General features: G+C 35.8%; 18 protein-coding genes and 1 tRNA gene. 16 read left to right on the top strand and 3 right to left on the bottom strand.

Translation table 11 applies throughout. The annotated features are described in order from the left end of the window. The first annotated feature begins 111 nt into the window (after positions 1-111). Both K9V48_RS01720 and K9V48_RS01715 read left to right on the top strand, forming a co-directional pair. The gene (locus K9V48_RS01720; RefSeq protein WP_224136376.1) at positions 112-1,053 is read left to right on the top strand and encodes a sugar phosphate isomerase/epimerase family protein; all 942 of its coding nucleotides are present in this window, start codon (positions 112-114) and stop codon (positions 1,051-1,053) included. Positions 1,054-1,286: 233 nt separating this feature from the next. Then, positions 1,287-2,210, top strand: coding sequence for an AraC family transcriptional regulator (locus K9V48_RS01715; protein ID WP_224136374.1), 924 nt, complete (start codon positions 1,287-1,289; stop codon positions 2,208-2,210). Positions 2,211-2,447: 237 nt separating this feature from the next. On the opposite strand, the gene K9V48_RS01710 is transcribed toward K9V48_RS01715, so the two are convergent. Next, a complete protein-coding gene (locus tag K9V48_RS01710) occupies positions 2,448-3,221 on the bottom strand; it encodes a DeoR/GlpR family DNA-binding transcription regulator (protein WP_224136372.1) in 774 nt (257 codons plus the stop codon). A gap of 834 nt (positions 3,222-4,055) precedes the next feature. Between K9V48_RS01710 and K9V48_RS01705 the strand changes: the two genes are divergently transcribed. Next, complete coding sequence (locus tag K9V48_RS01705; protein ID WP_224136370.1) at positions 4,056-4,256, top strand: IDEAL domain-containing protein; 201 nt, start codon at positions 4,056-4,058, stop codon at positions 4,254-4,256. 461 nt (positions 4,257-4,717) lie between these two features. Beyond that, positions 4,718-4,791: transfer RNA gene (locus tag K9V48_RS01700), tRNA-Gly, on the top strand. Between the two features lie 454 nt (positions 4,792-5,245). Here the strand turns inward: K9V48_RS01700 and K9V48_RS01695 are convergent. After that, entirely contained in the window at positions 5,246-5,908 is a 663-nt protein-coding gene (locus tag K9V48_RS01695) for a B3/B4 domain-containing protein (RefSeq protein ID WP_224136368.1), read from the bottom strand. 97 nt (positions 5,909-6,005) lie between these two features. On the opposite strand from K9V48_RS01695, the gene queG reads away from it, so the two are divergent. Continuing rightward, positions 6,006-7,142 (top strand): tRNA epoxyqueuosine(34) reductase QueG, encoded by a 1,137-nt coding sequence (queG, locus tag K9V48_RS01690; protein WP_224136366.1) that lies wholly within the window; start codon positions 6,006-6,008, stop codon positions 7,140-7,142. Between the two features lie 211 nt (positions 7,143-7,353). On the opposite strand, the gene mscL is transcribed toward queG, so the two are convergent. After that, positions 7,354-7,722, bottom strand: coding sequence for a large-conductance mechanosensitive channel protein MscL (gene mscL / locus K9V48_RS01685; protein WP_224136364.1), 369 nt, complete (start codon positions 7,720-7,722; stop codon positions 7,354-7,356). Positions 7,723-7,933: 211 nt separating this feature from the next. On the opposite strand from mscL, the gene K9V48_RS01680 reads away from it, so the two are divergent. The 11 genes from K9V48_RS01680 (at position 7,934) to K9V48_RS01630 (ending at position 21,321) form a co-directional block, all read left to right on the top strand. Then, on the top strand, positions 7,934-8,824 hold the full coding sequence (locus K9V48_RS01680) for an amidase domain-containing protein (protein ID WP_224136362.1): 891 nt from the start codon (positions 7,934-7,936) through the stop codon (positions 8,822-8,824). Positions 8,825-9,022: 198 nt separating this feature from the next. After that, entirely contained in the window at positions 9,023-9,505 is a 483-nt protein-coding gene (gene trmL, locus K9V48_RS01675) for a tRNA (uridine(34)/cytosine(34)/5-carboxymethylaminomethyluridine(34)-2'-O)-methyltransferase TrmL (protein WP_224136360.1), read from the top strand. A gap of 994 nt (positions 9,506-10,499) precedes the next feature. Next, a complete protein-coding gene (locus K9V48_RS01670; RefSeq protein ID WP_224136358.1) occupies positions 10,500-12,395 on the top strand; it encodes a PrkA family serine protein kinase in 1,896 nt (631 codons plus the stop codon). Between the two features lie 363 nt (positions 12,396-12,758). After that, positions 12,759-13,934: a sporulation protein YhbH gene (gene yhbH, locus K9V48_RS01665; protein WP_224136356.1), complete on the top strand. Its 1,176-nt coding sequence runs from the start codon at positions 12,759-12,761 to the stop codon at positions 13,932-13,934. 341 nt (positions 13,935-14,275) lie between these two features. After that, positions 14,276-15,601: a hemolysin family protein gene (locus tag K9V48_RS01660; RefSeq protein ID WP_224136354.1), complete on the top strand. Its 1,326-nt coding sequence runs from the start codon at positions 14,276-14,278 to the stop codon at positions 15,599-15,601. 596 nt (positions 15,602-16,197) lie between these two features. After that, positions 16,198-17,418 carry a Bcr/CflA family multidrug efflux MFS transporter gene (locus tag K9V48_RS01655; RefSeq protein WP_224136352.1) on the top strand — a complete coding sequence of 407 codons (1,221 nt, stop codon included), beginning with the start codon at positions 16,198-16,200 and terminating at the stop codon, positions 17,416-17,418. Positions 17,419-17,506: 88 nt separating this feature from the next. Beyond that, positions 17,507-17,896, top strand: a complete 390-nt coding sequence (locus K9V48_RS01650; RefSeq protein WP_224136351.1) for a hypothetical protein — start codon at positions 17,507-17,509, stop codon at positions 17,894-17,896. A 483-nt stretch (positions 17,897-18,379) separates the two neighbouring features. Beyond that, complete coding sequence (locus K9V48_RS01645; RefSeq protein WP_224136349.1) at positions 18,380-18,568, top strand: hypothetical protein; 189 nt, start codon at positions 18,380-18,382, stop codon at positions 18,566-18,568. Between the two features lie 89 nt (positions 18,569-18,657). Then, positions 18,658-19,614 carry an ABC transporter permease gene (locus K9V48_RS01640; RefSeq protein WP_224136347.1) on the top strand — a complete coding sequence of 319 codons (957 nt, stop codon included), beginning with the start codon at positions 18,658-18,660 and terminating at the stop codon, positions 19,612-19,614. Then, a complete protein-coding gene (locus K9V48_RS01635; RefSeq protein WP_224136345.1) occupies positions 19,601-20,557 on the top strand; it encodes an iron chelate uptake ABC transporter family permease subunit in 957 nt (318 codons plus the stop codon). Before K9V48_RS01640 ends, K9V48_RS01635 begins: the two co-directional genes overlap by 14 nt. Further along, on the top strand, positions 20,554-21,321 hold the full coding sequence (locus tag K9V48_RS01630) for an iron ABC transporter ATP-binding protein (RefSeq protein ID WP_224136343.1): 768 nt from the start codon (positions 20,554-20,556) through the stop codon (positions 21,319-21,321). The genes K9V48_RS01635 and K9V48_RS01630 overlap by 4 nt, the downstream gene beginning before the upstream one ends. Positions 21,322-21,535: the final 214 nt, after the last annotated feature.

Below are 21,535 nucleotides of genomic sequence, written 5' to 3'. Positions count from 1 at the left end.
GCTTGCGCTAGACACCAAACTACGTACAAAAAACTTATACTTTCTTATCTTTTAAAAATAGAGGGGAAACCTCCCCTCTGGACATACTTTTATAAATGGAGGAAATGAAACATGAAATTATCGTATGTAACCGACAGCTTAGGCCATTTACCCTTTGAAGAAATGTTAGATTATGTTGCTGAAATGGGTATTGATACGATCGAAATGACAACGGGAGGGTGGTCACCAGCCCCGCATTTATGTTTAGACGAACTTTTAGAAAGTGAAGCATCAAGAACGGAATTTGTACAAGCATTAGAAAAACGGAATATTAAGCTTTGTGCCTTGAATTGTTCTGGAAACCCATTGGATCCGGGCGAAATTGGTAAAGAACATCGTGAAGTAACGGAAAAAACGATGGAATTAGCTGGATTACTAGGTGTTAAAAAAATCATCATGATGAGTGGATTACCTGCTGGAAGCCCAGAGGATAAAATTCCAAACTGGATTACCTACACAGTAAGCTGGCCACCAGTTTTAAAAGACATTTTAGACTATCAATGGAATGAAGTAGCGATTCCTTATTGGAAGGAATTAGTGAGAAAGGCTGAATCATGTGGAGTTGAAAAAATTGCACTTGAAAACTTCAGCTCTCAATTAGTTTGGAATCCTGAAACTTTATTTAAATTGAGAAATGCAGTCGGACCAATGGTTGGATTGAACTTAGACCCAAGTCATTTAATCTGGATGGGGGCTGATCCAATCGTTGCTGCAAGAGAGCTTGGAGCTGCTATTCACCACGTCCACGGAAAAGATGTACGATTAGAAAGACATTTGTCAGCTGTAAATGGTGTTTTGGAAACAAAAGAAGTAACAGATGTTGCAAATCGTGCTTGGAATTATGTGGCAGTCGGATGCGGGCAAGATTTACAATGGTGGAAAGAGTTTTTCTCTGTTGTCAGAATGACTGGATATAACGATGAGGTTAGCCTTGAAATGGAAGACTTGACAATGTCAGTCGAAGCGGGAATTCGAACATCAATCGAATCGTTAAAAGCGACTCTTAGCTTTTAAGCTGGATTTATTATTCTCTTCTTCGTTAAAATTTTAATAGAAAAGAAAGTTTTGGTCAGATCTATTTCATTTCTACGATATAATGAATCTATCCCGCATTAACGGGCAGTAAACCTCCCACCTCAAGATGACAAGTTTAAACGAGCAAATCTAGGTGGGGGATAACTGTACGTAAAAGCTAAGATAAGTCTCGCTTTATAAGTCTAGAATTGATCATCAAAGAAGGTGTTCTTATGAATGTAAATAAGTATTTATCAGCTAAAGTTTCTTTAAATAAGTACATTGATCGGATTGTAGTAAATGGAGCGATTTTTCATATTCATTATTGGGGCGTTATGCCGTACCACTATGACACTCTCCTACATAAACATTCCTTTTTTGAAATATGTTATGTAGTTGAAGGGAAAGGTAGCTATATAGATGATGATTATACTTATCCGCTTCAGCAGAACACCTTATTTTTATCGAAGCCAGATGTCCTGCATCAAATTAAAAGTGAAGAAGGCTTATTTCTTATATATGTGGCCTTTGAATTAGTAGAGTCTGAATCAAGTGAAGAGTGGATGCAGAGGATGGAGGAAGCCAAACATTGTTCTAAAGTGATTTCTGAAGAAAAAGAGGAGAAAGAAATCTTGTTATTGTGGGATTTCCTGTTAACTCAAGCAACAAAGCATGAACAAGCTTTTTCTGCGGAGATCATCAAGAACTTATCTTCCTCCCTTATCCTTTCGTTACTAAGAGCTTTTGTCTCTTTTTCAATGAACGACAAAGACAAAGTTCATCATGAAGCCTCTTCTACTCTTTATCATCAAGCAACTCTTTATATTAAAGATAATCTTTCAAATTCTTTAAAATTGACCGAAGTAGCAAAGTATTTGCATATATCAGGACGTCATTTATCAAGGATTTTTGTAGCAGAAGCGGGAATCAGTTATTCTGAATTTGTTCAAAATGAAAGAATGCAAAAAGCGGCTACTCTTCTTAAAACAACCGATATGCCGATTAAAGATATTGCGGAAGAAACGGGATTTACAACGGTTAATTATTTTACCCAGGTATTTACTTCGAAGTTTAGAAGTTCACCGGGAAAATTTCGATCTCTTTATTCGAATGTTAAGACGAATACATATAATAATGAATTTCTTTCCTCTACTTAATCTTTACTGTAAAGTAGAGTTTTTTTAGGTTCACGTAGATGCTTTCCCATGCATAGAAAAAGACCCAAAAACCAGAATAGGGTTTTTGGGTCTTTTTTGAATTTAATGAAAATACTCGGTTTATCCTATCCCACCTTAACGAGCAGTAAAACTCCCACTTCAAGATTCAAGAGAAGCAAAGAAGATAAGTGGGAGAGGAAGAAAACCCCCGCTGATGGAAGTCTCACTGTATAAAAATTATACATCTTCTGCAAGAACCAATTTAATGTCATTCGCTTCAATATATTCCTTGTAAGTTTGGCTTGGCATTTGATCGGTTATAAGATAGTCGATATTATCCAGCGTACAGTATGTCATTAATCCATATTTATCGAATTTGTTATGATCAATTAATAAATAGGATTCAATACTTCGGTTGACAACAGCAGTTTTCAGTTCGCTTTCTAAAGGAGATGCATTTGTCACACCATTTGTTAACGAAACACCTGTTGAAGCCATAAAGGCTTTTTTGATGTTATAAGCATTTAAAAAGTCGATATATTTTATACTGCCAAATGAATTCGTTTTACGTTCGAGGAGCCCGCCTGTTGAAATAACGCTTAGATTTTCGAACGGTAGAGCACGTAGAATAAAGTCGAGATTATTCGTTAAAACGGTTACATTTTTTCCCTTTAAGTATTCTATCAGTTCAATGGTGGTCGTTCCTGAGTCAATAAAAATAATGTCGCCGTCATTAATAAACTGTGCAGCCGCTTTGGCAATGATTTTCTTCTCTTTTTGATGACGAACTTGGCGGTCTTGGAAAGGTTCTAATTTAGCCGTTTGATCTTCATCTTTTACCGCTACTCCTCCATAGACCTTTTTGAACTCGTCTCTCTCAACAAGTTCTTGAACATCCCGGCGAATCGTGTTTTTAGATACTTTAAATACTTCCATTAATTCATCCAAAGAAACCGATTTATGTTCTTTTATATATTCCTCGATCTTATTGATTCGTTTATCCTTAATCATTTCTTTCACCACCCCTGTAAATGATATCTACACTCTATTTTTGATTTGAATATATATACTTATATATTACCAACAATTCATCAAAATTTCATTATAATTTTACCTTAACCACAGTATAAACGACTGAAAAATGTCAAGAGCCTATAGCAGGTGAGATTTCCGTCGAGTAAGAAATAACCACTCACTTATAGCGAGTCTAGAAGGGGATGGGTAACTATTGCCTTTAAGGATAGACAGTTAGGTGACAGGCTATAAACCAATAGGCTGAAGGGGTTGAACTCTAAATCACCCTTGAAAGGGCTGATGCGTTTCTCTGCGCAGAACGGGGGAGCACCATCATTTCGGAGATTTACAACGAATAAATATTTGTGTCAAAAAGTACACTTTTACGAACGGGTATTTAATTTATAAAATCCATCAATTTTAACGTTCGTAAAACTTTATTTAAACCGATATTTTACATTGTATACATGAAAATGATGTGAGAACCATTTATATTCCAATAGTTTCCACATCGAAGTTAAGATAACCGTATATTTACAAAGTTAAGGAAATAATTTTACTTTTATTAACCTTTACAATGTAAGCGTTATCATTTATAATAATAATGGGTTGGATGGCATGTGTGGCTGTCACAGTATTTGGCGTAGGTGGGGCCGATACGATAAATTTTTTAGTTATCTTTAGTGTAGACGATAGGCTTCTTGAGATAATAAAAGTTTGTGAGTGATTTGACTGGAAATATGCATGAATAAATTTTGATTTCTTATAAAAATATATCAATAGTTTACTATTTTTATTGAGTTAGATAAAAAATAAGGAGGAGATTTCCTTATGGAAAGGTTTGTACTTCATGCACCAGAACAACCAGAATTGAAAATTCTTCATTCTATATATGCTAAAATGGCATTGGACAAAGCGCTTCGTGATTTCCGAACTGAACAAATTCTTAAGGAAATTGACAGAGCTTTACAGTACAGAAATAAGGAGAAATTTCTACAATTAACGGGAGAATTAAAGAGTATTCTTGAGTAATCCCAAGGAACATGAGTATTTGATGAAATAGCACATGAGGCTCCAGTAACAAAAGAGCAATTCAGATTGTGAATACAATCTGAATTGCTCTTTTGTTACTTTGTTGGGATGACAAACTTCTTAGTTTATTCCTTTTTTCATAGATGCTTCAGTGCATGATATTCGGTAACAGAAATCGCAATCGGTTTCAATGAAATGAACATAGTAAAGTTTCATTAATTACATTCAACAATCACGTTTGGAAACCCCTACATTTATAGTCTTGAAATCGGATCTCGTGTTGACCAAACAACTAGTTAGGGGGTGTAGATAAAATGAATGTAAAAAACCTTGATAAATGAATGAACAGAGTATATACTAATAAAATAAACATTCGACTTGATTCGACACTATATTTGTAAATGTTAAAAATAATGTTGATTAATGATGAGAAAATTGTTATAATTTAAAACATATTCTTTGCGGGTGTAGTTTAGTGGTAAAACCTCAGCCTTCCAAGCTGATGATGAGGGTTCGATTCCCTTCACCCGCTCCATACATAATTACCGTGTACAACGCAGTGTTTCGTTTCTTAGATAAACGAAGTATTGCGTTTTTTAATGTTTAAGAATTTATAAGTTTTGGCTTCGAGAATTGTCCAGCGCAAGCGCCTAGCCCCTCGGGGTCATAAGGCGCGTATAAATTGAAGGTAAAATAGGCGCCTTCAATTTATACGCGTCTTATGCCTGCCTTTTGGTCTAGTCACTTTTGGGGTGAGGGCGAAGAGCAGCTTTGATTCATGTTTAGGAAATTATAAAATTTTTGTACTGTGGATAAGTGCACGACATACAGCTCCAGCGCCTAGCCCCTCGAGGTCATAAGCCAATCAGGAATTGAAGGTAAAAAACACCTTCTATTCCTGATTGGCTTATGCTATGCCTGAGGCTGATCAAGGCGCTTGCGCTTTTGTTCATGCATGTCCGATGCTGAGGAATGTACTTAGCATTTACTTAAATTACAGTGTAATCAGCATCGCCACCGTGTATTTGTGTGAACATTTTTGATAATGCTTGTACTAACTGCATAGATTTGTCAATGCTAAGAGAAGGTTGTAAATAAATAAGATGTAGTGCTTCGGTTGTATTCGTTGTTACTGCTGTTCTCTTAGAATCAACATAAGGACTTCCAAATGGGCCTTTTTGATCACATGAGTGTAACTTATTTGTTAAAGAAATCTCGCGCTCATTAATCGCAATATATGAGTCTTGGTCTGTTCCTAGTTTTATTGAAATCGATCCATCTAAATGGTTAACATCATAAATACCTAAAGGAGTTTGATATTGAAGGGATAAAAAATTATTCATATCAACTGCAGAGTTGACAGTAGGAAGAAATTGTTGTTTTTGCACGCGACGATATAATGCTTCATTAGATGGGCGATAACGATTTGGGTCGGTGCCAACCGTTTTAAAGAGTTTTCTCCACTCATTTATAGCAGGAATATCAGTGATCTTTTTATCTTCATAGTCAAAGTAAAGGGATTCTTGAAATAATCGTAATCGTCCTTTTAGCATTTGAGGAGAATCAGATACTTGAATATCACGATAATGAACAACACCGATTTTAAACTCTGGTATTAATTGTTTTAATTCTTCATGTATTTGAATTTCCATATTTTTAACCTCCACATGGTAGTGCTGTTATTTTACCATATTGAGAGGGATGCATTGTGAGATCAGCTTACCAGGTAGACGGAGGGAGGGAAATGAAATGAACATTGTACAATTTAAAAAAGAAGTTATTGAGTATAGTAAAGAAATTGGTATAGACAAGATTGGATTTACAAGTGCAAATATGTTTGAGGAGTTAAAACAACGACTTATTACTCAACAGGAACTTGGTTACCAATCCGGTTTTGAAGAACCAGACATTGAAAAGAGGGTTACACCAGTAAAGCTCTTGCCGCAAGCAAGCTCCATTATTTCCATCGCACTTGCGTATCCTTCTAAGATGAAAAATGCTCCGAAAAGTACACGGGAAGATAGACGAGGTATTTTTTGTCGAGCATCCTGGGGCCAGGATTATCACACCGTCTTGCGCGATCGCTTAAGTAAATTAGAGGCATTTTTGAGAGAAAAGGTGCCTGATATTCAGGTTAAATCAATGGTTGATACAGGTGAGCTTTCAGATCGAGCTGTTGCAGAGCGTGCAGGAATTGGTTGGAGCGGAAAAAACTGTTCGATTATTACACCTGAGTTCGGTTCATATATTTATTTGGGAGAAATGATTACGAATTTTCCCTTTCCGCCTGATACACCGATGGAGGACCAGTGTGGAAGCTGTACAAAATGTTTAGATATTTGTCCAACAGGAGCGTTGGTTCAAGGTGGTCAGCTTGATTCGTCAAAATGTATTGCTTTTTTAACACAAACAAAGGGCTTTTTACCTGATGAATATCGAACGAAAATTGGTAACCGTATTTATGGATGTGATACATGCCAAACTATATGTCCAGTAAATAAGGGAAAGGACTTTCATTTTCATACAGAAATGGAACCAGACCCAGAAATCGCAAAGCCAAAGCTAAAACCACTGCTTACAATTAGTAACCGCGAATTTAAAGAAAAATTCGGCCAAATTTCTGGTTCTTGGCGAGGGAAAAAGCCATTGCAGCGTAATGCTATTTTAGCGCTAGCTCACTTTAAAGACACGACTGCAATACCAGACTTAATTGAGCTGATGCATCATGATCCAAGACCGGTTATTCGTGGGACCGCTGCTTGGGCAATTGGGAAAATTGGTGGAATTGAAGTAGCGGAAGAGTTGCATAAGGCTTACAAACAAGAACAGGATGAAGAAGTGAAAGAAGAGATTAACAAAGGATTAGCCTTTTTAGAAATAACATAACAAACTTGAATGAATTCCTACAGAAAGCGCGGATAATCTATCGAATTTAAGAAATAATCTATCAACTTTATCGGAAAATCTATCATTCGACAATAATCGCAAAATCACAAGTATAATGACACTAGCTAACATCTGACATGTAGCAAACCATACTAAAAAAGCTCATTTCACTTAGCTGTGTTCAAAGTGAAATGAGCTTTTTAAATTGCAACTACTTCGTTTCTTTTAACAAGTCTCTGATTTCTTTTAAAAGTTCTTCCTTATTGTCAACCTGAGGAGCTACTGCAGCTTCCTTCTTTTTGAAGCGATTAAAGAATCGCACAACGAAAAAGATGGAGATGGCAATGATGAGAAAGTCAACAATCGTTTGCACAAATACACCATATTTGATTACAGCATCCCCTACTGTAATAGCAAGCTTACTAAAGCTTATTCCTCCCATTAGTAACCCAACGAGTGGCATGATGATATCTTCAACAAGGGAAGTAACAATTTTACCGAAAGCAGCACCAATGATTACAGCGACAGCTAAGTCTAAAACATTGCCCTTTAATGCAAATTTTTTAAATTCTTGAAACATGTCGTTCACCTCTTAGAAATTTGAATGTGTGTCCTTCAATAGTATAATGATAAAAATTCATCAGGACAATAAGACTGATGGTCCAGACTTTTTCGTTATTAGGAAGCAAGTAAAGTGTAAAAAATTCGAGCTCAAGAGGTGGCCTAAATTTTAACGACATTTCTACCTGTCGCCTACATACCATGTAGTAGATAGGATGGTGATGAAAAGGGTGAAACGATTATTATCAGAGTTACATGAAGAAAGGCTTCAACTGCTCATTAATAAAAAGGTAGTAAAGCATGAACGAGATGATCATGTTTTACAAGCAATTGAACGTAAACTCATGTCGAGCGAAAATAGAAAAACTGAAGTTGTTAAAGGAAGTGTCCAAGTAAAAATTACGAACGTGGAGAAACTTTCTCATGATCTGCAGGATGCATTATATCTATGTCATTATAAATGGTTAAATAAACAGCAGGATTCTTTTTATCTTGAAGAGAGAGTGGAGCAGCACAAAGCTCGTTTTTATCGTAATGAGCTTGTCGAGGACGTTCTTATAGAACAGAAAGAAAGTGAAGGTCATCCAGTTCTTCAAAATAGTGAACCTCGCAACAAGGATTCTTTTAGCTACGATCGATTTGCGGCAGTTCAATATGCTGAACGGTGGTGGAATAGTCACAATTCTGCTTATCAAAATTTTGAAGTGAATTGCACTAATTTTATCTCCCAATGCCTTCATGCAGGTGGTGCTTCAATGCGAGGGTATCCAAATCGTTCCTCAGGCTGGTGGATGCAGCAAAAAAATTGGAGTTATAGCTGGTCTGTAGCTAATGCGATGAAAAGCTTTTTAACCAATTCAACTGTTGGTCTACAGGCGGAAATTGTTAATTCTCCAGAGCAACTCATGCCAGGGGATGTCATTTGCTACGATTTTCAGGGAGATGGTCGTTATGATCATACAACCTTTGTAGTTGCGAAGGATCAGGAGAATATGCCACTTGTAAATGCGCAAACTTATAATAGTCGCATGCGTTATTGGGCATATGAGGATTCAACAGCATATACACCAAACATTAAGTACACTTTTTTTCACATTGTTGATGAAACAAGTTCTAAATAACAATGGTATACTATTTTGTAGTACAATGGGTGTGCAAAAGATTTACACATATTGCGTTTTGGTGTCTAGCACAAGCACCTAGCCTATCAGGTCATAAGCCATGTATGAATGAAAAAGGAAAAGAATTCCTTCTATCCATCCGTCTTATTCGTCTGAGGCTGAACAAGGTGCTTGTGCTTTTCTTAAAAAGTAGATGAGGTGAAAATATTGGCTTTACACGTAGTATTATATCAACCAGAGATTCCTGCTAATACAGGGAATATTGCACGTTCATGTGCAGCTACTAACACAACTCTCCATTTAATCAGGCCATTAGGATTTTCAACAGATGATAAAATGTTAAAACGCGCTGGTTTAGATTATTGGGAATATGTTAATGTCGTTTATCATGATTCGTTAGACGAATTATTCGAAAAATATTCAGAAGCGGATTTTTTCTACTTAACAAAATATGGTAAGCAGCCACATACAACGTTTGATTACAGCGAGACAGGAAAAGATTATTTCTTTGTGTTTGGACGCGAAACAACAGGTCTTCCAAAGGATTTGATCGAGGCTAATCTAGAAAAATGTTTACGACTCCCAATGACTGAGAATGTACGCTCGTTAAATCTGTCTAATACAGCTGCTATTTTAATATATGAAGCATTGAGACAACAAAACTATCCTGGATTATTATAAAAGCAGAAGAGCTGCTCAGAAAATGTGGCTTATCACTTGAATGGTTAGGTCTAGAGTTAGGACATGAACAAAATATCGGTAAACAGATACTTTCCTACATTAAATAGTAGTAATCTCCCAACTCTAAATTTAAATGAATTAAAGAAGAGAAAGTGAAGGATAACTTTCCTACAAAAGGAAAGCCTCGCTTTCATTCCTTAAATGAAAGAAATCCCCATGGACATTAATTTGTACATGGGGATTTCTTTTTAAAAGATAAGAAAGTATAAAATTTTTTGACTTAGTTTTCGTGTCCAGTCCCTCTTGGGTCTACAGACGCTCAGGAATTGAAGGCGAAGAACATCTTCTATTCCTGAGCGTCTTATTTGTGCGAGACTGAACAAGGCGCTTGCGCTTCTCTTAGGATGGAAACTATTATGGCAATGTGTTTGTGTCAGAGATCCGAGGTACGGTGCATGCACGGATAATCAGCGGCCGGGCGTCGAATGATTGAAAGAGAAGCTAATTTTAATCATTCGTGAATATCTCGTTAAGTAAAGCGCTTCCGTTTTTAAGATTATTTTTTTGCGCCTGGCTTGCTATCATATCCTGAAGTGAAAATCGCTACTAAGAATGCTAAACTCACGCCAATGATTAATAAAAAGTTCATCGTTGCACCTCCCGAAATAGTCACTAATTCAAGTATAGAAAAATGAAGGGCATATGTATAGCTTTCCCTTACAAAGCTAGTTTCATTATAACGCAATCGAGATGTGATGTGAATGTGTAACGGTTTTTTAGTTAAATAATTCCTTAAAAATGGTAGATATTGTGGTTTGAACAAAAACTTACGAGAATGTTAAAGGACATCCTTGCATAAAGTGTATTAATCTAATCTTCACGAGATCTTAATACTTTTCTCGATAGTATTAGAAAAATGTAGGCTTTGCCATTTGAAACGTGGCGACAATCAACGTTTTTCTAACAAGTACGACCAAAGATGAAGGAGGTCCTTATGGATATCTTAAAGAAAATTGAAAAGTTTAGAGAAGATGAGCAGCGCTTAAAGTGGGAAGGAACCTTCGTAGAGTATTTAGATATAGTCAAGGAAAAGCCTTGGGTTGCACAATCAGCTCATTCCAGGGTTTACAATATGATCAAAGATGGTGGTATTGAAGAAGTAGATGGAAAGCGAACGTATAAGTTCTTTGATCACCAGCTTTATGGGTTAGAAAATGCGCTTGAACGATTGGTCGAGGAGTATTTCCATCCTGCTGCAAAAAGATTGGATGTTAGAAAGCGGATTTTATTATTAATGGGTCCAGTCAGCGGTGGGAAATCCACATTAGTTACAATGCTGAAAAGGGGTTTAGAGTCTTACTCATTAACGGATAGAGGAGCAGTTTATGCAATCAAAGGGTGCCCGATGCATGAGGACCCTCTCCATCTTATTCCACATCACCTAAGAGAAGACTTTTATGATGAATATGGAATTCGGATCGAAGGAAATCTTTCACCCCTAAATGTCATGAGACTAGAAGAAGAATACGGCGGCCGAATTGAAGATGTTAGAGTTGAGAGAGTATTTTTATCAGAGGATAAACGGACGGGGATTGGTACATTTAGTCCGTCGGATCCTAAGTCACAGGATATTGCTGACTTAACTGGAAGCATCGACTTTTCAACAATAGCTGAATATGGATCAGAGTCAGATCCTCGTGCGTACCGCTTTGACGGCGAATTAAACAAAGCAAACCGTGGGATGATGGAGTTCCAAGAGATGCTAAAATGTGATGAGAAATTTTTATGGCATTTGCTTTCTTTAACCCAAGAAGGTAATTTCAAGGCAGGTCGTTTTGCGCTAATCTCGGCAGATGAATTAATCGTCGCACATACAAATGAAACGGAATATCGTTCATTTATTTCAAATAAAAAGAATGAGGCCCTTCACTCACGGATCATTGTGATGCCTGTGCCGTATAATTTAAAAGTAACAGAGGAAGAGCGAATTTATGAAAAAATGATTAACGAAAGTGATGTGGCAGATGTTCATATTGCGCCGCACACTTTAAAGGTAGCCGCGATGTTTACGATCTTAACTCGCATGAAAGAACCGAAGCGGGGAGATATTGATCTTGTGAAGAAAATGAGATTGTATGATGGTGAAAGCGTTGAAGGCTTTAACTCAGTCGATGTTGTAGAGCTTCAAAAAGAATATAATGATGAAGGTATGAGCGGTATAGATCCACGTTACGTCATTAACCGTATCTCATCAACGATTATTCGTAAGGAAGTTCCTTCGATTAATGCACTTGATGTATTACGAGCGCTTAAAGAAGGACTTGATCAACATGCATCAATTTCAAATGAAGATCGTGAGAAATACTTAAACTTTATTTCCGTTGCACGTCAACTTTATGATGAAATGGCGAAAAAGGAAGTTCAAAAAGCGTTTGTTTACTCTTATGAGGAATCTGCTAAAACGTTGATGGATAATTACCTTGATAATGTTGAAGCATACTGCAATAAAAATAAGATCCGTGATCCATTAACAGGGGAAGAAATGAACCCGGATGAAAAATTAATGCGTTCAATTGAAGAGCAAATTGGTATTTCTGAAAATGCAAAAAAGGCATTCCGTGAAGAAATACTTATTCGAATCTCTGCTTATGCACGCAAAGGAAAACGATTTGATTATAATTCACACGAGCGTTTACGTGAAGCAATCCAGAAAAAACTTTTTGCTGACTTAAAAGATGTCGTTAAAATTACAACATCCTCTAAGACCCCAGATGAACAACAGCTTAAGAAAATCAATGAAGTTGTAGCTCGACTAATCGACGAGCATGGCTACAATTCAACATCTGCAAATGATTTACTACGTTATGTAGGGAGTTTATTAAATAGATAAAAGTAGTGATCATTGGCTGACAATTAATTGATTGTCAGCTTTGTTTATTTATGAATGATAGTCGGTTTGTTCAAAATAATGGTGGTTAAGGAGTAGGGGAATCGTGTCAACCAAAGGTATAAACTTGTCAAAAAAAGAGAGCTATTACTATCGTTTAAAAGGCTTGTCTTATTTTTCAAAATTCCACTTTTATTTTCAATATTTTTAGTCAATAAATTAAAGCTATCGCATAGGATAGAGTAATCCACAAAATTAGGAGAAAGAATAGGCTCTAAAATGTTCCATCCACGTTAATGTATGCTAAATATCCATGATTTGTGACACATTTTAATTAAAATAAATATTGGAGGGGGAATTGTTTATATGTCAGGTCAAGAAGAACAAAATTTTGTTATTTCACAAGAAGATTGGACCCTCCATCGAAAAGGCCACGATGATCAAATGCGCCATCAAGAAAAAGTACAAGAAGCCATTCGCAACAACCTTCCAGATCTAATTACCGAAGAAAGCATCGTAATGTCTAATGGGAAGGACGTTGTGAAAATCCCCATTCGTTCATTGGACGAATATAAAATTCGTTATAACTATGATAAGAATAAGCATGTTGGCCAAGGAGATGGAGAAAGTAAGGTTGGTGATGTAGTGGCGCGGGACGGTTCACCGGCAGATGCACAGGGTCCTGGGAAAGGTCAGGGGGCAGGAGACCAAGCAGGGGAAGATTATTATGAAGCGGAAGTATCTATTTTAGAGCTTGAAGCTGCACTGTTTAAAGAATTAGAGCTTCCAAATCTAAAGCAAAAGGAACGCGACAACATTGTAATTGAAGATATTGAATTTAATGATATTAGACGTACAGGATTAATGGGGAACATCGATAAAAAGCGGACAATGTTAGCTGCATACAAACGTAATGCGATGGCGGGAAAATCCAACTTTCATCCAATATTTCCTGAAGATTTAAAATATAAAACATGGAATGAAGTTGTTAAGCCTGAATCAAAAGCTGTTGTTATCGCTATGATGGACACGAGTGGCTCGATGGGGCTTTGGGAAAAATATATGGCACGTAGCTTTTTCTTTTGGATGACGAGATTTCTTCGCACGAAATACGAGAAGGTTGATATTGAATTTATTGCACACCACACAGAAGCGAAAATTGTGACAGAGGAGGATTTCTTTTCCAAGGGCGAAAGTGGTGGTACAATCTGTTCATCGGCCTATCGAAAGGCACTTGAAGTCATCGAAGAAAAATATAATCCATCACGATTTAACATCTATCCATTCCATTTTTCAGACGGCGATAATTTAACATCAGACAATGCAAGATGCGTTAAACTTGTTGGTGAACTTATGAAAGTCTCTAATATTTTTGGTTATGGTGAAGTGAACCAGTACAATCGTCATTCTACATTAATGTCTGCCTATAAAAATATAAATGATGAGAATTTCCGTCACTATATCCTCAAGCAAAAAGCAGATGTTTTCCAAGCGATGAAAAGTTTCTTTAAAAAGGATGAAGAGGATAAATTATATGCATAAAAATCTCTCACTCTTTGCTTAAGTGCAATGGGAAAGTTCTCTAACATAAAAAAGGCATGATCACTTCATTATGAAGTGGTTATGCCTTTTTTCTTACATTATCAGAATTTATAAGTTTAGGCTTCGAGAATTGTCCAGCGCAAGTGTCCTAGCCCCTCTTGGGTCTAAGCCTGAGGCTGACCAAGGTGCTTGCGCTTTTACTTACATTTCCGGAATACGTCTAATTTAGTAAAACAGCAATATCTTCCTAACAAAGAGTTTTATTTTTGGGCATAATAATAAAACTAAGTATGTTAATTAAACGAATTTCGTAAAGTACATAACTCCGGAGGTTGGTGTTATTGGTAACAGAATTATTAATACTTGTGGTACTTCTCATAGTGAATGCTTTCTTTGCAGCATCTGAGATTGCATTAATTTCTCTAAATGATAACAAAGTAAAACTAATGGCAGATAGCGGAGATAAAAAGGCAAAAATGTTAAATAGTTTATTATCAGAACCTAGTCGATTTTTGGCTACGATCCAAATTGGTATTACATTGGCAGGATTTTTAGCAAGTGCGTTTGCAGCAGAAAACTTTGCTAGTAGGTTAACTGTTATGTTGTCCGCAAGGAATCTTCCTATATCAGAGGAGTTATTAGGTACAATTTCAGTTATAGTAATTACATTGATTTTATCTTATTTTACGTTGGTTTTTGGTGAGCTTGTACCAAAGCGGCTTGCATTACAAAAGGCAGAGGAGATTTCAATGTTTGCTGTTGCTCCGCTTACATTTTTATCGAAAATATCAGCCCCGTTTGTTAAATTATTGACATTATCAATGAACTTTATCGTTCGTCTATTCGGGGTAGATCCGAACGCTGAGGATGAAAATGTAACAGAAGAAGAAATTAGAATGATGGTTGATGTTGGGAAAGAAAGAGGGACAATCCAAGAACGAGAAAAAGTAATGATTAATAATATTTTTGAATTTGATAATAAAACAGTATCCGATATCATGACGCATCGGACAAATATTGTTGCAATCCCTTATAACTATGGCTTAAAAGAGACAGTTCATTTAGTAAACGCCGAAAAATATACGAGATTTCCTGTATACAAAGGGAATATTGATCACATCTTAGGAGTCCTCCATGTAAAGGATTTAATCCAGTTTGTTGAAAATTGTGATGAAGCAGCTTTTCATATGAAAGAATTGATTCGAGAACCACACTTTGTTCTTGAGTCAAAACCAATAGATGAATTGCTAAAAGAAATGCAAATGGGGAATATCCATATGACTATAGCGATTGATGAATACGGAGGAACAGATGGGGTTGTAACAATTGAAGATGTTATTGAAGAAATTGTAGGGAATATTTTTGATGAATATGATGATCCTGGTATGGATGAAGAAGAGATAATAGAATTGAATAATAATGAGTATTTAATTCCTGGCACAACAAATCTTTATGTCGTTGAAGAGCTCTTATCTATTGATTTACAAACGGAGGAATTTGATACATTGAGTGGATTTGTGATCGGACAGCTAGGTTATATTCCAAATGAAGATGAAAAACCTGAGGTTCAGTTTGAAAATATACGATTTAAAGTCGAAAAAATGGATGATAAGCGAATTTTGCAATTAAGAGTAATCGTATTAGAAGACATAGAAGTAATAGAATAAATTCGTTTTCTTTGATGATGAAAACAAAGAAGAAAGGTAACCAACTTCTTGCTTAAATAGGAGTTGGTTTTTTCATTTAGAATATCAGAATTTATAAGTTTAGGCTTCGAGAACTGTCCAGCTCCAGCGCCTAGCCCCTCTAAGGTCTAGCCACGCATGAATTGAAGGCAAAGTACGCCCCTTCTATTCATGCGCGTCTTATGCCTGCCTTAGGCTGAACAAGGCGCTTGCGCTTTTCTTAATTGTAGGCATATATAACATCCTTTTGAACTATATAAAGGGAGAGGAAGCAACTGCCCTTAGAATTGCTGCGATGAATTCTATATGATGTGATAAAGTGTGAAAACGACGTAACAAACAAAGAAAAGACTTGATAGATCTTCAGAAAGACGGAATAAGTCCATGAACCGACGTGGCAGAATTGCAGAAAAGGTAATGAAACATAAAAAACGCGATGAAGCCCTCATGAAACGATATAATGAATCAAAAACAAAGTGATAATGGATAACTAATTATTATAAAAGTTTAAAGGTTGTGATTTTCCAGAAAAAGGATTACCATTTTTTATAGAATAAATAAGAATGTGAGGACAATTTATGAATATCGAACAGAAACAAAACGTTAAACAGCAAAGAAAGGCGTTTATTGCACTAATTCTAGGTACACTTGCCGCTTTTGGACCTTTATCAATCGATATGTATTTACCATCCTTCCCCATTTTAGCGGCAGAGTTTAGTACGTCAGCATCAATGGTACAGTTGAGCCTTACCTTTTTTCTATTAGGTGCTTGCTTAGGCCAACTCGTTACAGGACCATTAAGTGACGTACTTGGGCGGAGGAAGCCGTTGTTATATGGAATGATCTTATATGTGTTTACTTCTATTATTATTTCATTTACTCAAACAATGGAAATGTTTATTTTTCTTAGATTTATCCAAGGGTTAGCTGGGGCTGCTGGCATGGTTATTTCGCGAGCAGTTGTGCGTGATCTTTATTCAGGTTCAGAAATGACGAAGTTTTTTTCACTATTAGCGCTTGTAAATGGGATGGCGCCGATCTTAGCACCGATAGTAGGAGCACAGTTATTGAAATGGTTTCCATGGCAATCAATCTTTTTTGGGTTGGCAATTATAGGAATCATTGCATTTCTACTGGTATTTTTTGGATTGAGTGAAACCTTACATCAAAGGGATCGCTCTACAGGTGGCTTAACAAATACAATTAAAACGTTTGGTCAGCTCGTAACGAATCACCAATTTATGGGGTATGTTCTTTCAAATGGATTTATTTTTGCAACGATGTTTGCCTATATCTCTGGATCTTCGTTTGTCATTCAACATGTATATGGTGCATCAACAGATACATATAGTATGATTTTTGCTATGAATGGAATTGGGATTATGATTGCAAGTCAGTTAACAGGTAGACTTGCAGGACGAATAAATGAAAAAACCTTATTATTTGCGGGAATCTTAATGTCTTTAATTGGGGGATCAACTTTATTACTATTAATTTACTTAAATGTAAAACTTGCTTTTATTATTCCACCTTTATTTTTAACTGTTTCAAGTGTGGGGATAGTAGGTACGACGAGTAATTCTCTTGCGTTACAAAATAATAGGAACGTCGCAGGAAGTGCTTCAGCATTATTAGGCGTAACGAATTTTATAGTAGGTGCAATTGCTGCTCCAATTGTAGGAATTGCAGGAGAAGATACTGCTGTTCCAATGGGGATTGTTATGGTAGTCTCAAGTATAGGTGCAATTCTTTCTTATAAGATTTTAGTTAGAAAAGTGACTATAATAGAACACAATTAACAAAATTGGTGATATCTAATAAAGAACTAAATTGATTTTTAAAAATTGGAGTTTTCGTTTATCTAAATGGCTTATCAGGAGAGGGAATATGAAAGAATTAACATTTACATCATTTGACCAATTTCAACAATTTATTGAGCATAAAGCTATGGAAAAGGCAGTAATGAAACAATTAAAAGATGAAGAGCTAGCCACATTTAAAAGGGAATTTAAGGATGGAGCAATTAAAATGTGGAAGGAAAATAATTGTGATAATTGGATCGTTAAGCATGGGTATGTGATAATAAATGTTTGGAAGGATGGGATAGACAGGAGGAAATTGACCAGAGGAAGGCCTAAGAAGCTAGATTCTGAAAAGTATAATCACTCTATTCATGTAAGACTTGACGAAGATTCATATGGCCGACTTAAGAATTACTGTATAGAAAAAAACATCGATATCTCTGAAGCGATTAGACAATTAATAAAAAAACTTTGAGTAGCATGAAAAACGTAAATAGGTAAAATGAAACGCTTAATATATTAACCGGTTCCGTTTAGCGGAGCAAATAATTCAAATAACAGTACATTTAGAGGATGAAATCATAAGGGTTTCATCCTTTAATTTTCATTACTATTTCAAGGGGTTTATCCTATGAATACTTACCTTATCAATCTGATTTTAATAAGAAAAAGTGAGCTGAAATGTGAATGCAATCTATTAAAATGTAATTTCTAAAAAAGACCTTTTCACAAACTATTTTTTGTGTTACATTAAATAATGAAGTTGATAATCAATATCAATAAAATGGAGTTTACTAGTTATTAATTAACTATAAACAAGCCTATTTTTTTTGTTTTTTACTGATAATGATTATCACAATTGTTTCGTAACCATTTCTGAGGGATGGTAGCAGAGATATAACAAAAGTTTATCTATTTATTGCACTAATTATTTATCTTGCTGCTCGGGGGAGTATTTATGGTAGTGTACGATATCAGTGACCGCGTAATGATCTTCCCTTATAAAGCCGTTGTTAGTGTTATAGATGCTGGAAATGTGATTGATAGTAGGAGAGAAGGGCATATGTCTCCAAAACTTGCTTCATCCCTTTTCAAAAGTGATACATATGTCATTGGAAAAACATCTAATATTTTAGATTGTTATTAGTTTTTTTGTTTTATACAATTGAATTCGCACTCGGGATGATAACGCTTTTAATGATCATACTGAGAATAAACACATTATGAGGATTACAAATGAGACTATGGATGTTAATGATTTTAGCTGTAGTCCTGTCGTGTGTATCGCTCTTTATAGGTGCGATTGATATCAAGATAAGTGACTTGTTCAATTTGGACTCGGACAAGTCACAACTTTTCTTAATCAGTCGAGTGCCTCGTTTAATAGCGATTATATTGGCAGGAGCAGGAATGAGTATTGCGGGCTTAATTATGCAGTCTTTAAGTCGAAATAAATTTGTATCGCCAACGACTGCTGGTACATTAGACGCTGCAAAACTAGGAATTTTAATTTCAATGTTATTTTTCACGAGTGCAACGTATACGCAGCAAATTATTTTTAGCTTCGCATTTGCGTTAGTAGGAACATTTATTTTTATGCAAATTCTAGATCGTATTAAATTTAAAGATGTCATTTTCGTTCCGTTAATCGGGATTATGTACGGAAATATTTTGTCATCTATTACGACGTTTTTCGCATATGAAGCAGATCTTATTCAGAATATTTCTTCTTGGTTAATGGGGAGTTTTACATTAATTATTGCTGGTCGCTATGAGCTGCTATATGTAAGTATTCCAGCGGTCATTTTAGCATATCTTTATGCGAATAAATTTACAGTCGCAGGTATGGGGGAAGATTTTGCGAAAAACTTAGGCTTAAGTTATAAGCTTGTGTTAAATATAGGTCTTATCCTTGTTGCAATTATTGCTACAACTGTCGTACTAACTGTCGGAGTTATTCCGTTTTTAGGTTTAATTGTACCTAATATTGTCTCTCTTTATATAGGTGATAATTTACGCAAAACAATTCCACATACAGCAGTATTAGGAATTGTCTTCCTGTTAATCTGTGACATTATTGGGCGTATTGTTATTCACCCTTATGAGATTCCCGTTAACGTAACTGTGGCAGTAATCGGTAGTGTGATCTTCTTAATTATGTTATTTAGGGGGAGAGCATATGCGAAAAAATAGTACGAAGTTGATTTTTTTAGCTGTATTAGCCATTATTTGTATTTTGCTTTATGCATTTTATGATATAAAAGGCGGTTTTGATTACGCCTTTCCAAAACGTATGATTCGTGTTGAGGCAATGGTTATAACAGCGATTGCGATTGCGTATTCGACAGTCGTGTTCCAGACAATTACACATAATCGTATTTTAACACCTTCTGTTATGGGCCTTGACTCTATGTACCAAGTAGTACAAACGTTAATTTACTTCTTTGCAGGATCAATGTCGATTTGGGTATTAAATAAATATTTAAATTTCGGTGCAGTGATTATCGCAATGGTATTATTTGCGATAATCTTATATCGTTTCTTATTCCGAGCAGATAAGCATCCTATTTATTTACTCCTTTTAATCGGGATGATTTTAGGAACGCTTTTAGGAAGCCTTGTGACATTTTTACAAGTACTGATTGATCCAGTGGAATATTTAAGTCTGCAATCTCGGTTATTCGCGAGCTTTACAACCGTAAAGGCTGACCTATTATATATTGCAATGGGGATTTTATTCATTGCATTTATTTATGGTTATCGCATGATGGATAAGCTAGATGTTATGTCACTTGGTCGTGAAAATGCGATTAATCTTGGTGTTAACTATGACCGTATTCTAATGAATAGTTTAATTTTATCGTCGGTTTTAATTGCGACATCAACAGCTTTAGTTGGTCCGATTACGTTCTTTGGCTTAATCGTGGCTAATCTTTCATATCAATACTTAGCTACCTATAAGCATTCTGTTTTAATTTTAGGTGCAAGTTTAATGGGGATTATTGCATTAGTCGGTGGTCAGTTCCTTGTTGAACACATCTTTGAATTACGTACAACGCTAAGTGTTATTATTAACTTTGTCGGTGGTATTTATTTCATTTACTTATTACTAAAGGAAAGTAGGGCAGCAGGATGATTGAAATCAAGGGGTTAACGAAGCGATTTGGTAAAAAGCCTGTTGTAGAAGACGTATCTGTAACAATCGAGCCGGGGACGATTACGTCGTTTATCGGGCCGAATGGTGCTGGTAAATCTACACTTCTTTCTATGGTGAGTCGATTATTAGCTGCAGATACAGGGGAAGTATTACTTGATAAAAATCATGTGGAAAAATGGAAGTCAGCTGAGTTTGCGCAGCGTGTTTCGATTTTGAAGCAAGCAAATTACATTAATGTTCGATTAACGGTACGTGAGCTTGTTGCATTTGGTCGCTATCCGTATTCGAAAGGACGTCTTACAGCAGAAGATCAAAAATTTGTTGATCAAGCGATTGAATATATGAACTTAACAGAGATGCAAGATAAGTATTTAGATGAATTATCGGGCGGTCAAAGACAACGAGCGTTTATTGCGATGGTTATTGCGCAAGATACGGACTATGTATTACTTGATGAGCCTTTAAATAACTTAGATATGAAGCACTCTGTTCAAATCATGAAGATTTTGCGTAAGCTTGTAGATGAGCTTGGTAAAACAGTTGTCATTGTCTTACACGATATTAACTTTGCATCTGTTTATTCAGATCGTATCGTGGCGTTGAAAAACGGTAAACTTGTGAAAGACGGGCCAACGCATGAGATTATTAATTCAGATGCACTGCGCGACATTTACGATATGGATATTCCAATTCAAGAACAAAATGGATGTCGCATTTGTGTGTACTTTAATTCACATACGTAAGCCATTTGAATAGTCAAAAGGAATAGACGAGAAAACAGTTTTACAGCATAACTGTTTTCTCGAGGTGTTGTTTTAAAAGTAAGGTTTTTAATGTTATTAATTGCTTTGAAAATTTTCTGAATATTTTTCCAGAAACGTATTGACAGCAATGATTAATAACTTTACAATGAAAAAAGTCGTAAATGATAATGATTATCATAATCATTTAAATAAA

This window comes from Metabacillus rhizolycopersici, from assembly GCF_020075705.1.
The sequence above is the reverse complement of the archived record's forward strand: the minus strand, read 5'-3'. Positions and strand labels throughout refer to the sequence as shown.

What these genes read in the sequence shown, in the direction of transcription:
- K9V48_RS01670 (WP_224136358.1), top strand. Translation starts at nt 10,500, where the DNA reads ATGGATATCTTAAAGAAAATTGAAAAGTTTAGAGAAGATGAGCAGCGC.
- K9V48_RS01715 (WP_224136374.1), top strand. Translation starts at nt 1,287, where the DNA reads ATGAATGTAAATAAGTATTTATCAGCTAAAGTTTCTTTAAATAAGTAC.
- queG (WP_224136366.1), top strand. Translation starts at nt 6,006, where the DNA reads ATGAACATTGTACAATTTAAAAAAGAAGTTATTGAGTATAGTAAAGAA.
- K9V48_RS01640 (WP_224136347.1), top strand. Translation starts at nt 18,658, where the DNA reads ATGAGACTATGGATGTTAATGATTTTAGCTGTAGTCCTGTCGTGTGTA.
- K9V48_RS01655 (WP_224136352.1), top strand. Translation starts at nt 16,198, where the DNA reads ATGAATATCGAACAGAAACAAAACGTTAAACAGCAAAGAAAGGCGTTT.
- K9V48_RS01705 (WP_224136370.1), top strand. Translation starts at nt 4,056, where the DNA reads ATGGAAAGGTTTGTACTTCATGCACCAGAACAACCAGAATTGAAAATT.
- K9V48_RS01630 (WP_224136343.1), top strand. Translation starts at nt 20,554, where the DNA reads ATGATTGAAATCAAGGGGTTAACGAAGCGATTTGGTAAAAAGCCTGTT.
- K9V48_RS01720 (WP_224136376.1), top strand. Translation starts at nt 112, where the DNA reads ATGAAATTATCGTATGTAACCGACAGCTTAGGCCATTTACCCTTTGAA.
- mscL (WP_224136364.1), bottom strand. Translation starts at nt 7,722, where the DNA reads ATGTTTCAAGAATTTAAAAAATTTGCATTAAAGGGCAATGTTTTAGAC.
- K9V48_RS01695 (WP_224136368.1), bottom strand. Translation starts at nt 5,908, where the DNA reads ATGGAAATTCAAATACATGAAGAATTAAAACAATTAATACCAGAGTTT.
- K9V48_RS01650 (WP_224136351.1), top strand. Translation starts at nt 17,507, where the DNA reads ATGAAAGAATTAACATTTACATCATTTGACCAATTTCAACAATTTATT.
- K9V48_RS01710 (WP_224136372.1), bottom strand. Translation starts at nt 3,221, where the DNA reads ATGATTAAGGATAAACGAATCAATAAGATCGAGGAATATATAAAAGAA.
- yhbH (WP_224136356.1), top strand. Translation starts at nt 12,759, where the DNA reads ATGTCAGGTCAAGAAGAACAAAATTTTGTTATTTCACAAGAAGATTGG.
- K9V48_RS01645 (WP_224136349.1), top strand. Translation starts at nt 18,380, where the DNA reads ATGGTAGTGTACGATATCAGTGACCGCGTAATGATCTTCCCTTATAAA.
- K9V48_RS01635 (WP_224136345.1), top strand. Translation starts at nt 19,601, where the DNA reads ATGCGAAAAAATAGTACGAAGTTGATTTTTTTAGCTGTATTAGCCATT.